The 12,891-nt window shown below is 58.1% G+C and carries 12 protein-coding genes; 8 read left to right on the forward strand and 4 right to left on the reverse strand.

Annotated elements, in window-relative coordinates; all coding sequences use genetic code 11:
* Positions 1-124 precede the first annotated feature (124 nt).
* Positions 125-1,870: a GGDEF domain-containing protein gene (locus BQ9846_RS02550; protein ID WP_075879045.1), complete on the forward strand. Its 1,746-nt coding sequence runs from the start codon at positions 125-127 to the stop codon at positions 1,868-1,870.
* Positions 1,871-1,941: 71 nt separating this feature from the next.
* Here BQ9846_RS02550 and katG read toward each other — a convergent pair whose 3' ends face one another.
* Complete coding sequence (gene katG / locus BQ9846_RS02555) at positions 1,942-4,119, reverse strand: catalase/peroxidase HPI (RefSeq protein ID WP_075879046.1); 2,178 nt, start codon at positions 4,117-4,119, stop codon at positions 1,942-1,944.
* Between the two features lie 256 nt (positions 4,120-4,375).
* Positions 4,376-5,668: an MgtC/SapB family protein gene (locus BQ9846_RS02560; RefSeq protein ID WP_075879047.1), complete on the reverse strand. Its 1,293-nt coding sequence runs from the start codon at positions 5,666-5,668 to the stop codon at positions 4,376-4,378.
* Positions 5,669-5,746: 78 nt separating this feature from the next.
* Between BQ9846_RS02560 and BQ9846_RS02565 the strand changes: the two genes are divergently transcribed.
* On the forward strand, positions 5,747-6,637 hold the full coding sequence (locus BQ9846_RS02565) for a prenyltransferase (RefSeq protein ID WP_075879048.1): 891 nt from the start codon (positions 5,747-5,749) through the stop codon (positions 6,635-6,637).
* A 20-nt stretch (positions 6,638-6,657) separates the two neighbouring features.
* Here the strand turns inward: BQ9846_RS02565 and cheZ are convergent, their stop codons facing one another.
* Positions 6,658-7,338 carry a protein phosphatase CheZ gene (cheZ, locus tag BQ9846_RS02570; protein ID WP_075879049.1) on the reverse strand — a complete coding sequence of 227 codons (681 nt, stop codon included), beginning with the start codon at positions 7,336-7,338 and terminating at the stop codon, positions 6,658-6,660.
* Between the two features lie 333 nt (positions 7,339-7,671).
* On the opposite strand from cheZ, the gene BQ9846_RS02575 reads away from it, so the two are divergent.
* Both BQ9846_RS02575 and BQ9846_RS02580 read left to right on the forward strand, forming a co-directional pair.
* Complete coding sequence (locus tag BQ9846_RS02575; RefSeq protein ID WP_083651468.1) at positions 7,672-8,418, forward strand: methyltransferase domain-containing protein; 747 nt, start codon at positions 7,672-7,674, stop codon at positions 8,416-8,418.
* 30 nt (positions 8,419-8,448) lie between these two features.
* The gene (locus BQ9846_RS02580) at positions 8,449-9,480 is read left to right on the forward strand and encodes a methyltransferase (protein WP_075879051.1); all 1,032 of its coding nucleotides are present in this window, start codon (positions 8,449-8,451) and stop codon (positions 9,478-9,480) included.
* On the opposite strand, the gene greB is transcribed toward BQ9846_RS02580, so the two are convergent.
* On the reverse strand, positions 9,459-9,998 hold the full coding sequence (gene greB / locus BQ9846_RS02585; RefSeq protein ID WP_075879052.1) for a transcription elongation factor GreB: 540 nt from the start codon (positions 9,996-9,998) through the stop codon (positions 9,459-9,461). The two genes, BQ9846_RS02580 and greB, sit on opposite strands and share 22 nt — an antisense overlap.
* A gap of 178 nt (positions 9,999-10,176) precedes the next feature.
* On the opposite strand from greB, the gene BQ9846_RS02590 reads away from it, so the two are divergent.
* The 4 genes from BQ9846_RS02590 to BQ9846_RS02605 all read left to right on the forward strand — a co-directional run bounded on the left by BQ9846_RS02590 (position 10,177) and on the right by BQ9846_RS02605 (position 12,806).
* On the forward strand, positions 10,177-10,818 hold the full coding sequence (locus BQ9846_RS02590; RefSeq protein ID WP_075879053.1) for a TRAP transporter TatT component family protein: 642 nt from the start codon (positions 10,177-10,179) through the stop codon (positions 10,816-10,818).
* Positions 10,819-10,899: 81 nt separating this feature from the next.
* A complete protein-coding gene (locus BQ9846_RS02595; RefSeq protein ID WP_075879054.1) occupies positions 10,900-11,565 on the forward strand; it encodes an NUDIX domain-containing protein in 666 nt (221 codons plus the stop codon).
* Positions 11,566-11,619: 54 nt separating this feature from the next.
* Entirely contained in the window at positions 11,620-12,060 is a 441-nt protein-coding gene (locus BQ9846_RS02600) for a DUF1249 domain-containing protein (protein WP_075879055.1), read from the forward strand.
* Entirely contained in the window at positions 12,060-12,806 is a 747-nt protein-coding gene (locus BQ9846_RS02605; protein ID WP_075879056.1) for a phosphodiesterase, read from the forward strand. The genes BQ9846_RS02600 and BQ9846_RS02605 overlap by 1 nt, the downstream gene beginning before the upstream one ends.
* Positions 12,807-12,891 lie beyond the last annotated feature (85 nt).

Here is a 12,891-nt window from a genome sequence, read left to right on the forward strand (position 1 = left end):
AAAAGTAACAGAAGATATTTAAATTATTTATTTAGGCTGATATGTAATACAAGGTGAGTTAATCGTTTAATGTGTTATCAAGATTTGGCGTATTATTTCCTAACCCTTGTGAAAAGGAGCCGCCATGCGCATTCACCTTCTGCCGTGTATGGCGCTCGTTATGCTGCTTTTGACGTGTGGCAGCAGCTTGGCAGATACCCCGCCCGCGCCACTGAATAACTGGGAGTACCGCTGGGGCGATTCCCCCCTAGATGAGAAGGGTAATCCCGTTTGGCTGAGGGATGAATCGGCGCCGTGGCACGCGATCTCTTTTCCTGCTAGCCCCCCTGAGAGGGAGGGGCGGCAGCACGTCTGGTTTCGCACGGTTCTGCCCGAAGGGGAGTGGCGAGACCCGGTGCTGTATATCACCAGCATTGATTTAATCGCCCAAGTTTACCTGGATGATGCGCTGATTTATCAGCACGGGGAGTTCGACGCCGAGGGCAAAGGTGATTTTGTCGGCTGGCCCTGGCATATGATTGAGCTGCCCGAAGATTTTGCCGGCAAGCCAATGTCTATCCGTGTGTTTTCGTATTACACCGATATTGGCCTGTGGGGCGAGGTCAAGCTGATGGATCGCATCGACGGCTTTCATAAAGTGATTAAGCGCTCGGCAATGGATCTGGCGGTCAGTGCCTTTAGCCTTCTAATCGCTATTTTGGCCGTCATTTTTGCACTTATGGGGCCTGAGAGGCGGGGGTTTGCCGCGATCGCGCTGTTTTCGCTTTCCGCGGGCCTTATGCTGCTGGCCGAGGCGCCCGCCCGACAGCTCATCGCTGAGAGTGCTTTGGCTTGGGATACCTTGCGGGCAAGTAGCTACTATATGTTGCCCGTGGCGATGGGGCTATTGCTGAGTTACTGGGTGCCGGGTCGATCCCGGCGCTGGATGGCACGTCTTTGGCAGCTACATCTTGCCTACCTGATTGGGGCGATTGGGTTGGTCAAAGCGGGAATGATCAGTTTATCGCTGACGTTTCCCGTCTTTGATGCGCTATTGGCGGTCACGCTGCCCCTGATGCTGTTGATTGCGGTGCGCCGCTTTAGCCGTTTTGGGTTAGAGCAGCGTTTACTGGTGCTCAGTTTTGCTATTTTTGCCGTGCTGCTCTTCGTGGATATGCTGGTAGCTCATGGTTTTCTCCCGTGGCGCATCGTGCCACTCAATGTGGGCACTTTAGGGTTTTCCATCGCGATTGTGGGTATATCGCTTTGGCACTACCGCGAGACTCAGCGGCAATTGGCTCACGTCAATCAAACGCTTGAGGACAAAGTGTTCGCGCGAACGGCCGAGCTCGATAGGCTCGTGCATGAGCTGGAAGGGCTCTCGCTAAAGGATTCGTTGACCGGGCTAAGTAACCGGCGCCATTTTGATAGCCTGCTTGAGCATGAGTTTCGTCGTGCTGAGCGTCAAGGCGGCCGGCTTTCGCTTTTGATGTTGGATTTAGATCACTTTAAAAACATCAATGACTCTCTCGGTCACGATGCGGGCGATGCGGTGTTAAAAGGCGTGGCGGCATTACTCAAGCGCCATTTTCGTGGTGCGGATGTGGTGTGTCGTTTGGGTGGCGAGGAGTTTGTGGCCCTGCTTCCTGGTGTGGCGATGGAGGAGGCCGCGTCACGCGCGAAGTCGCTCCTTGAGAGGGTTCGGCAACACACTTTTCGCTATGAGAGCCGTGAGATAGAGAGCCTTACCCTTTCCTGTGGCGTGGCCACTTATCCCGATCATGCTAAAGAGCCTAAAACGTTGCTTATCAAGGCGGACGAGGCGCTTTATCAAGCGAAAAATAGCGGCCGTGACTGCTGTGTGATTTACGCGCCACCCATTGAGGCATAACCCACAAAAAACCGCGCCTCAAGGGGCGCGGTTGGGTGCGGTGAGTCTAAGACTCATGTCAGCTCGCTGGATTAAGCACTTTGATATTTCTCTACATCAAAGCGGTCCGCATTCATTACCTTGGTCCAGGCTTTGATGAAGTCGTTGACAAACTTCTCTTCGTTATCGTCCTGGGCATAGACCTCGGCATAGGAGCGCAAAATCGAGTTGGAGCCAAACACCAAGTCGATGCGGCTAGCGGTCCACTTCACCTCGTCTGTCTTGCGGTCACGGAGCTCGTAGACGTTGTTGCCCGCCGGCTTCCAGGTATAACGCATATCGGTCAGGTTAACGAAGAAGTCATTGGTCAGCTGGCCTTCGCGGTCGGTGAAAACACCGTGCTTGCTGCCACCGTGGTTGGTGCCGAGCATGCGCATCCCGCCGATTAACACCGTCATTTCCGGCGCTGTCAGCCCCATCAGCTGCGCGCGGTCGAGCAGCATCTCTTCGGGTTTGACGACGTAGTCCTTCTTCTGCCAATTACGGAAGCCATCGGCGAGCGGTTCCAGCGGCTCAAAGGAGTCGACGTCGGTCATCTCATCGGTGGCATCACCGCGGCCGGGCGTGAACGGAACCCGTACATCGTGGCCAGCGGCTTTGGCTGCCTGCTCGATGCCCACGCTGCCGGCGAGTACGATCACATCGGCCACACTGGCACCGTTGTCGGCGGCGATTTGTTCATAAACTTTCAACACCTTGGCCAGGCGCTCGGGCTCATTGCCTTCCCAATCCTTCTGCGGGGCAAGACGGATGCGCGCGCCGTTGGCGCCACCACGGTTGTCGGAGCCGCGGAAGGTGCGGGCGCTATCCCAGGCGGTGGAGACCATCTCGCTCACGCTCAGGCCGCTATTGGCGATTTGCTCTTTGACCACTTCTTCGCAGTAGTCGGTGCTGCCAGCCGGAACCGGGTCCTGCCAGATCAGGTCTTCAGACGGCGCTTCCGGGCCGATATAGCGCTCTTTTGGGCCCAGGTCGCGATGGATCAGTTTGAACCAGGCACGCGCAAAGCAGTCCTTGAAGTACTCAGGGTCCGCCCTGAATTTTTCGCAGATCGCCCGGTATGTCGGATCCACCTTCATGGCCATGTCGGCATCGGTCATGATCGGATTACGGCGCGTCGTCATGTCGGTGGCATCAACCGGCTTGTCTTCTTCCTTCATGTCGACCGGTTCCCACTGCGAGGCACCAGCGGGGCTCTTTTTCTGCTCCCACTCGTGACCGAACAGCAGGTCGAAGTACTCCATGTCGAACTGAGTGGGGTGTGTCGTCCAGGCGCCTTCGATGCCCGACGTCACCGCATTGGCGGCTTTGCCCTGCATGTTGGGGTTACGCCAGCCTAGGCCCTGCTCGTCCACGTCCGCGGCTTCGGGCTCCGGACCCAGTGCTTCAGCGTCACCGTTACCGTGGCATTTGCCCACGGTGTGGCCACCGGCGGTCAAGGCGGCGGTCTCTTCGTCGTTCATCGCCATGCGGGCGAAGGTTTCGCGTACCTGCTCGGCGGTCTTCTGCGGGTCGGGAACGCCGTTTACGCCTTCTGGGTTGACGTAAATCAGACCCATCTGCACCGCGGCCAGCGGGTTTTCCATGGTGCCGGGATCATCGACGTTGTCGTAGCGCTCGTCAGACGGTGCCAGCCACTCTTTTTCGGCGCCCCAGTAGGTGTCTTTTTCCGGGTGCCAGATATCTTCGCGACCGAAGGAGAAGCCAAAGGTTTTCAGCCCCATGGATTCGTAGGCCACGTTACCAGCGAAAATAATCAGGTCGGCCCAGCTGATTTTGTTGCCGTACTTTTTCTTGATCGGCCACAGCAGGCGGCGGGCTTTATCCAGGCTCACGTTATCCGGCCAGCTATTAATCGGCGCGAAGCGCTGGTTACCCGTGGCGCCGCCGCCACGGCCATCGGCGATACGGTAGGTACCGGCTGCGTGCCATGACATGCGAATCATCAGACCGCCGTAGTGGCCCCAATCGGCCGGCCACCACTCTTGGCTATCGGTCATTAAGGCGTGAACGTCCTTCTTGAGCGCATCGAAGTCGAGCTTTTTGACTTCTTGGCGATAGTCGAAGTCTTCGCCCATGGGGTTGGTCTTGCGGTCATGCTGGTGAAGTATGTCCAGGTTCAGGGCTTCCGGCCACCAGTCCATGTTGGAGTTGCCCTCTGTGGTGTTACCACCGTGCATTACTGGGCACTTACCTGTGTGTTCGCTCATTGAATCCTCCACTCTCTGTTTCGCATTGGGTCACGGTTGCAACCAAATCACGCATGTAACATAGACGCCGAGCCTGGGGGCAGCAAAACTATTTCTCGCTCACCTTGATATCGAACAATGATGACCGTTAATGCTTACGAGATAAGCTGTGCCTCTAAGCTTCGCTTCATATTTATAGAACACGAACGCCATAGCCACCATTTGCTTTTTATCACTGTTTTAATAGACAAGTGCTATAGCCTTGTGCCCTTCATCTCTAATAGAAAAACATCGTGCCCCACGCACTCACGATGCCAAGTAAAACGGAGGCAAGCATGGGCAAGGCAATGCGCCATCCCAGGGCGCGAGCACCGAGGCCGGTAGCCATCGCGCCTTTCACCACATTATTGACCGAGGCGGCGATGATAATGCCCAGTACCGCGCTGGCGATGTTTAAGTCGTCCTGCGCCATGCGCGCTAGCGACAGCGTGATGGCGTCGACATCGGCAATGCCCGAGACCGTGGCCAGCAGGTAAACGCCGGTATCACCCAGCGCTTCACGCAGCCACTTCCCTAGCAGCATAATCACAGTGAGTAAGGCGCCAAACATCAGCGCGGTACGCAACTCAAGCGGGTTCTGGTTGAGTTCCGGGGTATCGATAGCGTCGCCCCGGCGTTGTTGATACCAGATGAGCAGGGCCGGCAGGTAGAGGCTTAGCGCCATCAGTGTAACGGGGAGAATCAGCGGAGGAATCAGCGCTGGATGAATAATCGCGGCGTAGATGATGATGCGGGGAAACATGGTGCCGCAGGCAATTAAGATACCCGAGGCCAGCAAAGGGCTAAGCGCGGTTTCCACGCGCGACTGCCTGGCAAAATGCAGCGTGAGCGCCGTTGAAGAGGAGAGTCCCGCAAACAGGCCGGTGAACAGAATGCCTTTCTCTGCGCCGCCAAAACGGATCGCGAAGTAGCCGACAAAGGAGATGGTGGCGATCATCACCACCATCCACCATAGCTGGTAGGGGTTGAGTACCCCGCCCGGCCCCATGCCCTGATTGGGTAGCAATGGCAGCATGACCGCCGAAATCAGCAGCAGTTTAAGCGCGGCATCAAGCTCATGGGACTGCAGTTTGTGCAAAAGGCCATGTATTTCACGCTTATTGTCCAGAATCACCGCGGTGATAACCGCGCAGGCTGTCGCCAACGCCGGGCTAACGGCCACGGCCATGGCACCAAACGAAAACGCCAACAGCAGGCCAATCAACCCGGTGATGCTCACGTCGCCGCTTTGCGCTACCTTTTCGCGCCAGCCCACCAGTGCAATAACGGACAGCCCAAGAAACATCAGCGGGAAGGCCCAAGGCGTCAGCGTTTCAGCCAAAAGCCCCGACACCCCGCCCAAAAGCCCAATCAGCGCGTGGGTGCGAACCCCTGCCACACGTGAACCGGCGCCCCTATCGCGCGCGACCCAGCCGCGCTCAATGCCAATCAGCGTGCCCAGCAACAGGGCGAGTGCAAGATGCAGGGCGGACTGATTGGAGGTGATAAATTCGCTGGTGAGTTGTTCCATCATCCCCCCTTCGATAGCCGGATACGCTTTTGATTAGCCCTAACTTACACTATGTGCGGTCACCGACAAGGAGAACCTATGCATTGGCAACCCCTTATGGCCGCTTCGAGGCCCGGTTTTTTGATCCTCGCCGTACTTTGCGTCGGGTTGGCGTTGGCGTTGGTCGCGCGTCAATCCGTCGCGATAGCGCCTTTGCATGGTGTCTTGATTCTGTTGGCGGCGCTGCTGGCGCATATTGCCGTCAACCTACTCAATGAGTACGACGATTTCCGCTCGGGGTTGGATGCCATCACCCAGCGCACACTGTTCTCGGGCGGAAGTGGCGCGCTACCGGCGGAGCCGGCGGCGGCATCGCTGGTCGGCTGGGGGGCGCTGTTGTCACTGGGGCTTGTGGTGGGTATGGGGCTCTACTTTGTCTGGCTGCGGGGCGGGGCGCTTTTGCCGTTGGGGGCAGGCGGTGTATTGCTCGTCATGGCGTACACGCGATGGCTCACGCGCTCACCGCTTTTATGCCTTCTCGCACCGGGGCTTGGTTTTGCCATTGTCGTCATGGGCAGTTTGCTGGCGCTGGGTGGGGAGCTGACCGCCGCCGTGTGGACGGTGACATTGGTGGTGCTTTTGCTGGTCAGCGAACTGTTGCTGTTAAATCAATTTCCCGATGTCGAGGCTGACCGTGAAGTGGGGCGGCGGCATCTTCTGATTGCCTTTGGCAAAGGCGTTGGGGCGCGCGTGGTGGCAGGGCTAGTGCTGGCCGCTTATGGCGTGATCGCGATCGGCATTGGGCAAGGCATACTACCCACGCTCTGCGTGTTAGCGCTCATTCCGCTGCCGGTCATGGCTTGGCTGAGTGTAAAACTTAACGTCACGCACTCCTTAGAAGAGCCCGCATGGCCGCCATTGTTGGCGGCCAATGTCGCGGCGTTACTGAGCACACTGGCCTTGCTACTCGTGGGTTTATGGTGGGGGTAGGCAATTCAAAGCCAGCGTGGTTAAAACCCTAGCTCGTCGAGAAGGTCATCGACTTGATCCTGGCCGCTGACCACATCCGCTTTCTCTTTATCCATTTGCGGGCCATTGCGTAGCTTGGCGTGCTCGTCGCGCTCATCCTTGAGGTTCACGCCTTCCGTAACGCCCGGCGCGCTCTCCATCAGCACTTGCACCAGTTCCTGTTCGATGGTTTGGATCACGTCCATCATCTTTTTGATGACTTGGCCGGTTAAATCCTGGAAGTCTTGCGCCATCATGACTTCAAGGAGCTCTTTTTGCGCGATACCGACCTGGCTAGGGACTTGCTCGGCAAGAAAGTGGCGCGTGTCGGCAATAAGCTGCTCATTGCTTAGCGGGTCGTCGTGGTTTTCCAGGGCTTCCCAGCGCTTGGAGAGTGTTTGGCTTTCACTTTCGAGCTGATCTTGGGTCGGCTGGGCACGCTCAACGGCATTGAGTGAGCGCTCGGCCGCCTGTTCGGTCATTGAGGCGACGTACCGGAGTCGCTCGCTGGCATCAGGAATGGCTTGGGCGGCCTGCTCGATTTGCTGATCAAGCCCAAGCTCCTTCATGCTTTCACGCAGCATGCGCGTCAAATGGCCAATCCGTTGGATGACCTCTTCCGCGCCGTGTTCATTAAGCACAGAGGGCATAGCGCTATCATGCGCGTTCTTGGGATTTGCCATCTTATCCTCTCTTGACGTGAGTTCTAGGCTCATCATGCACGATAAAGCCCAGCATTGCCTATTCGCCTGTGCGCCTGTTAGGGAGCAAAATTGCGCTAGATCAAGATGCGCCGATGTTCAGCAAAAGGGGATTCGTGGTTTATACCGGTAAACGGCGCGATGAACCACCAAGTGAGTTTGCGTGAAGTCGTCGCGTTAATTGGCGTAAACTACGCCGCCATGTTGCATGAGAAAGCGTCCAAAACCATATAGATCGATAGTGAATAGGTGCGTGTGAAAGGTGCAAAGAAGGCGTTTGAGCTAACTCCCGAAGGGGATCGTTATTTTGACGGCATGGCGGATAAGTTCGCGCGTTCGCTGTATGACGCACCGCGCGGGGCTTTGCGATTAGCGCTGCTCGATGCGCTGCTGCCCGAAATGCTCACCTTCGACCAGCAGCCGGTGCTGGATGTCGGAGGCGGCTTGGGCCAGCAAGCGGCGTGGTTTGCCCGGCGCGGCCACGCCGTGACGCTTGCCGAGCCCTCGGGCGATATGCTGGCGTGCGCGCAGCGTGAAATAGAGGGGCAGGAGGCGATTAAAGCGCGGGTGCGCTACGTGCAAGCGCCGCTACAGCGGCTTTCGCAAGTCGCGCCCGGCCCTTGGGCATTGATCACTTGCCACGCTGTGCTGGAGTGGCTCGGCGACCCTCGCGCGGCGCTTTATCAGCTCAGCCAGCGTTTGGCCCCGGGCGGTCAGCTCAGCCTGATGGTGTTTAATCGCGATGCGCTACGCTTCTCCAACGTCGTGAAGGGCAACATGCACAAAGCGTTAAGCGACGAGCTTGAAGGACTTGGCAAAGGCCAGCGTCTAACGCCCATCTCGCCGCTTACCCATGCCCAGATTGAGCAGTGGAGTGGCGAGGTGGGCTTGACGCTTGCCCATGTCGCGGGTATTCGAATTTTTCAGGACTATTTACGCGAGCCCGCGGCGACACAGGCACAGCGTTCGACACTTTTTGCCCTAGAAAAAGCCTACGCCCGCGTTGACCCCCATTGGCGCCTGGGGCGCTATCTGCTCTATACCCTGATCAAAACAGCTTAAAACGGCGTAAACCCCTCGGAGATCCTTTGCATGAGCGGCACCCTCAAACGCGAGAGCCCTAGTAAAAGTGAAAGCTCTACCTGCCAACTGCTCGCCCGCTACTTTGGGGCGGCGCCGGAGCCCATGCTGTGGGCGGTGGCGCCGCCTGCGGATGCGTGGCTGGTGGAAAATAGCAGTGGGGTCGTCAGCGCGGATGCGGGCATGCGTGAGCAGTGGCAGCGCGCGGGCAAAATCGCGCAGTCGCCGTTTGGGCAGTGCGTAATGCCCGATGATGCTCGCGTGGTGCTGTTCTGGCCTAAAGCGCACCAGCTTGGTGTCTGGTGGCTGACGTGGCTGTGCGCGCACTTGCCACCGGGTACGCCGTTAGCATTCGTAGGAGAGCATCAGGGAGGTATTAAGCGGGTGCCTAAAGTGCTCGCCGAGCTCGGGCTTGCGTGCGATAAGCTCGACAGCGCTCGGCGCTGCTCGCTATTTGTCACGCGTACCGAGCCGCTTGATCAGCCAAGCGACGCCGCCTGGGTCGCCTTCGAGGCGCTCGACTTAACGCTTTACAGCCATCCGGGGGTGTTTGGCCATGGCAAGCTCGATGACGGCACGGCACTGCTATTAGAGACGTTAGCCACTGCCTTGCCGGCCCAAACGCAGCGCATTCTCGATGTGGGCTGCGGCGATGGCATTATCACCGCTTGGCTGGCCCGGCGCGGCCACGACGTGACCGCCGTGGATATCAGCGACTTCGCCGTGGAAGCGGCACGAAAAACGCTTGAGGCCAATGCGCTAACGGGCCGGGTAGTCGCCAGCGATGTGTACCATGCGATCGACCAGGAGCGGTTTGATCTCATCATCAGCAACCCCCCGTTTCACCAGGAGCGCGATATTCATTACGGCGCGGCGGGGAGGCTGATAAGCGAAGCACCGCACCACCTTACGCGCGGCGGGCAGCTCATTTTGGTGGCGAATGGGTTTCTGCCCTATCCCGAGCGGTTGGCGCAGGCATTTGGTGGCTTTGAGATACTGGCCGATAACCGCCGTTTCAAGGTTTATCGCGCAGGGTCGCGGTAGTCGATAGCGGTGATCAAGTAGGTGGTATCGCCCGCCGGGGTGGTGACCGTCACTTCGTCGTCCACCTCTTTACCCAATAGCGCCTTGGCGAGCGGTGCATCGACGCTAATCCAGTGCTTGGTGGTATCGGTTTCGTCGTGGCCGACCAGGCGAATGTCGAGCGTTTCGCCCTCTTCATCTTCAAGCGCGACGAAAGCGCCAAAAAACACCTTACTGGTATCGGCGGGCAGTCGGTCGATCACCTGCAGCTCGTCAAGGCGCTTGGTGAGATAGCGAATGCGTGCGATGACGCGGTTCAACTCCTTCTTGTTGTACGTGTAGTCGGCGTTCTCCGAGCGATCGCCAAGGGCTGCCGCCTCGCCCACCTTGGTGGAGAGCGCGGGGCGTTTCACCCGCGATAAATGATCCAGAATGCCGCGCAGCCGCGCCGCGCCTTCGGCGGTGATCACGTTGCTTTTGGGCTCCTGGCGCGGGTCCTTGGCGGGATCGCGCCAGCGGGTCATGTGTCTGCCTTTCACTTTCCACGCCTCTCTAAAGAGTAAGAGCGCTCACTTTAAAAAAGATCACCTAGCGCTGCCAAGCACGATGCGTTGAGCTGGCGATTAATTCAAACGTTCGTTACATTAGGCGAAGCCGCGTGATTGAGCCGCGTTTTGACGGGCTTTCCCGGCGACAACAACAACTCAGGAGCGATGTATGCGATTCACACCTAATAAATGCTTGGCGACAGCGCTTATCGGCGCCTCCTTGGTACTGGTTAGCGTAAGCGCGAACGCGTATGAAAACGCACTATTTGCGCTTAAAAACCGGTGGGAGCATACGGTCACACAGACGCCCAAGAGCGAACGCGAAGAGAACCTCAAAGCCTTGGCGGAGGAAGTCCAAACACTCGCGAAGCAGCACAGCGACGCCGCCGATGTGCTGATATGGCAAGGCGTTGTGCTGGCCTCTTATGCCCGCGAGCAGGGCGGTTTAGGTGCGCTTGGCAGCGCCAAGGAGGCTCGCGATGCACTGGAGCGCGCCATTGAGCTAGACCCTGCCGGCAACAATGGCTCGGCCTACGTCACGCTGGGGGCGCTTTATGATCGGGTGCCGGGTGGGTTGATTAGCTTTGGCGATAGCGAGACCGCTGAGCGAATGTTTCAGCGCGCCTTGGACATCCGCCCCGACGGCATTGATGTGAACTACTATTACGCCTCTTTCCTAGAAGAGGAAGGCAATACCCAAGCGGCAAAAGCGCATGCCCAACGCGCGGTGAACGGGACGGCGCGCGAGGGTCGCAAAGCATCAGATGAAGCCCTGCGCAACGATGCCAAGGCGCTGTTGGGTAGCCTTTAGCGGATATCTCAGCCCGTGCGGTGGTGGCATTCGTGCCAATCACCCCCGATAATAGTGCGATATGCTTATTGGGAGTGATACATGGCATCATTTACGCCAACCTCATCGTCAGCGCTGATGACCCCCGCGTTCGGACGAGACGATGTTGAAGTGATGTCGCGCGAGGTGCTGCAGGAGGGCTTTTTCCGCTTGGAAGCGCTTACCTTGCGCCATCGTCTGTTTGAAGGTGGCTTTAGCGACACCATGCGCCGTGAAGTGCACTTTCGCCATGACGCGGTGGGAGTGCTACTTTATGACGTGGCACGCGATGCGCTAGTGCTTGTCGAGCAGCTACGCGCGGGGGCGATTGACGACTCCGATTCGGCGTGGAAGTTGGAGCTGGTCGCGGGCCTGGTCGACGCCGATGAAACCCTTGAAAGCGTGGCACGCCGCGAGGCTCGTGAAGAAGCCGCCTGCGACATCGTCGAGCTGAAAAAGATCCATATGTATTACCCCAGCCCCGGCGCTTGCAGCGAGCGCGTGACACTTTTTTGTGGGTTAACCGATACCCAAGGGCTAGGCGGTATTCACGGGGTAGACGAAGAGCATGAAGATATTCGCGTGCACGTGGTACCTTTTCGTGAGGCGTGGGAACTTCTTGAGCAGGGGCGACTCGATAACGCCACGACCTTGATTGGCCTGCACTGGCTGGCTGGCCAGCGCGCCTCACTGCGTGCGTTGCCGGATAACGCTTTGCGCTTTACCTGATCTGAAAAGCGTGAAAAGACCCCATGCCCAAGCACAAGACCGACAGGAGCCCGCATGGCCAAAACCGCCTATGTGACCGATTTAAAATCCCTGCAGGGCGAGTGCAGTGCCAACTATCTGCGCCTGATTCGTCTGGTGGGGGATATGGAGCAAGGGCAGAGCCGCGATATCCCTCTGAGCGAAGCGGGCACCCATGCCTTGCACTTGTATATTCAAGAAAACGCGCCCTATACCACGATGATCCAAGTGTCTCAGACAGGGCCGCTGGATCACGTACTCGAAAGCCCCAGAATGCGCGTTCACCTTTACCACGACGTGCGCATGGCGGAAGTCACCGATTTTCAGCGCGAGCGCCATTTTCACGGCCGTTATCGCTACCCCAACCCGCGCATGCATCAACCCGACGAGAAGCTTCAGCTCAACCGCTTCCTCGGGGAGTGGCTGGCCCATGGCCTTGCTCATGGGCGTAGCGAGCACGTACCGGAGATGCCTTGATGCGCATCGTGCAGATTACCGATGCGCACCTGCATGCCGACCCTTTAGCGCGTTCACGCACCGGGGTTCCGCTGAAGCAGTTCAAGGCGGTGGTCGAGGCGGCCCAAGCCGAACATCCCGATATCGTGCTTGTAACCGGGGATGTCAGCCAGGATGAAACGCCGGCCTCTTATACGCACGCGGCCGAGGCGCTTAGGGCGTTTCCTTGTCCCTGGTTTTGGCTGCCGGGCAACCACGATCACGTTGGGTTAATGGAAGCTGAACACCCCTTGCTTGACGAGGTCGACCTTGATGATTGGCGCATGCTGCTGCTGAACACGCAAGTGCCCGGTCAGCCCCATGGTGAGCTTGGGCCCAAGCGGCTTGCCGCCCTGGCCGAGCGGCTAGAGACCGATATTCGCCCGACGCTGATTGCCATGCATCACCCCCCCGTTGAGGTGGGCGCACGCTGGTTGGACGCGATTGGATTGGAAGATCGTGAGGCGTTTTGGCAGGTGCTTAGCGCCTACCGCCAGGTAAAGCTGATTGTTTTCGGGCACGCGCATCAAGCCTTTGCGCAGACGCAGGCACTTGGGGTAGGTATGAGCGAAGGGCAGGCTAAGGTCTACGGCTGCCCCGCGACAGCGGATCAGTTTCTTCCCGGTGCCGATGACTTCGCCCTCGACGAAGCCTCGCGCCCAGGGTATCGCGTCTTAGAGCTTAAAGGAGAGCAGTGGCAAACTTGGGTGGAGCGAGTGGATCTGTAACTTAGGCGCGCCTGTCCGTACATCCATATCCACACATCTCATTCAATCCGCACATCCATTCATCCCGAGCCTGTCGAGGGAAGCA

The sequence above is a fragment of the Vreelandella massiliensis genome, assembly GCF_900155385.1.
GTDB classification, from domain to species: domain Bacteria; phylum Pseudomonadota; class Gammaproteobacteria; order Pseudomonadales; family Halomonadaceae; genus Vreelandella; species Vreelandella massiliensis.

What these genes read in the sequence shown, in the direction of transcription:
- BQ9846_RS02560 (WP_075879047.1), bottom strand. Translation starts at nt 5,668, where the DNA reads ATGGAACAACTCACCAGCGAATTTATCACCTCCAATCAGTCCGCCCTG.
- BQ9846_RS02580 (WP_075879051.1), top strand. Translation starts at nt 8,449, where the DNA reads ATGAGCGGCACCCTCAAACGCGAGAGCCCTAGTAAAAGTGAAAGCTCT.
- BQ9846_RS02600 (WP_075879055.1), top strand. Translation starts at nt 11,620, where the DNA reads ATGGCCAAAACCGCCTATGTGACCGATTTAAAATCCCTGCAGGGCGAG.
- BQ9846_RS02565 (WP_075879048.1), top strand. Translation starts at nt 5,747, where the DNA reads ATGCATTGGCAACCCCTTATGGCCGCTTCGAGGCCCGGTTTTTTGATC.
- BQ9846_RS02550 (WP_075879045.1), top strand. Translation starts at nt 125, where the DNA reads ATGCGCATTCACCTTCTGCCGTGTATGGCGCTCGTTATGCTGCTTTTG.
- cheZ (WP_075879049.1), bottom strand. Translation starts at nt 7,338, where the DNA reads ATGGCAAATCCCAAGAACGCGCATGATAGCGCTATGCCCTCTGTGCTT.
- katG (WP_075879046.1), bottom strand. Translation starts at nt 4,119, where the DNA reads ATGAGCGAACACACAGGTAAGTGCCCAGTAATGCACGGTGGTAACACC.
- BQ9846_RS02590 (WP_075879053.1), top strand. Translation starts at nt 10,177, where the DNA reads ATGCGATTCACACCTAATAAATGCTTGGCGACAGCGCTTATCGGCGCC.
- BQ9846_RS02595 (WP_075879054.1), top strand. Translation starts at nt 10,900, where the DNA reads ATGGCATCATTTACGCCAACCTCATCGTCAGCGCTGATGACCCCCGCG.
- BQ9846_RS02605 (WP_075879056.1), top strand. Translation starts at nt 12,060, where the DNA reads ATGCGCATCGTGCAGATTACCGATGCGCACCTGCATGCCGACCCTTTA.
- BQ9846_RS02575 (WP_083651468.1), top strand. Translation starts at nt 7,672, where the DNA reads ATGGCGGATAAGTTCGCGCGTTCGCTGTATGACGCACCGCGCGGGGCT.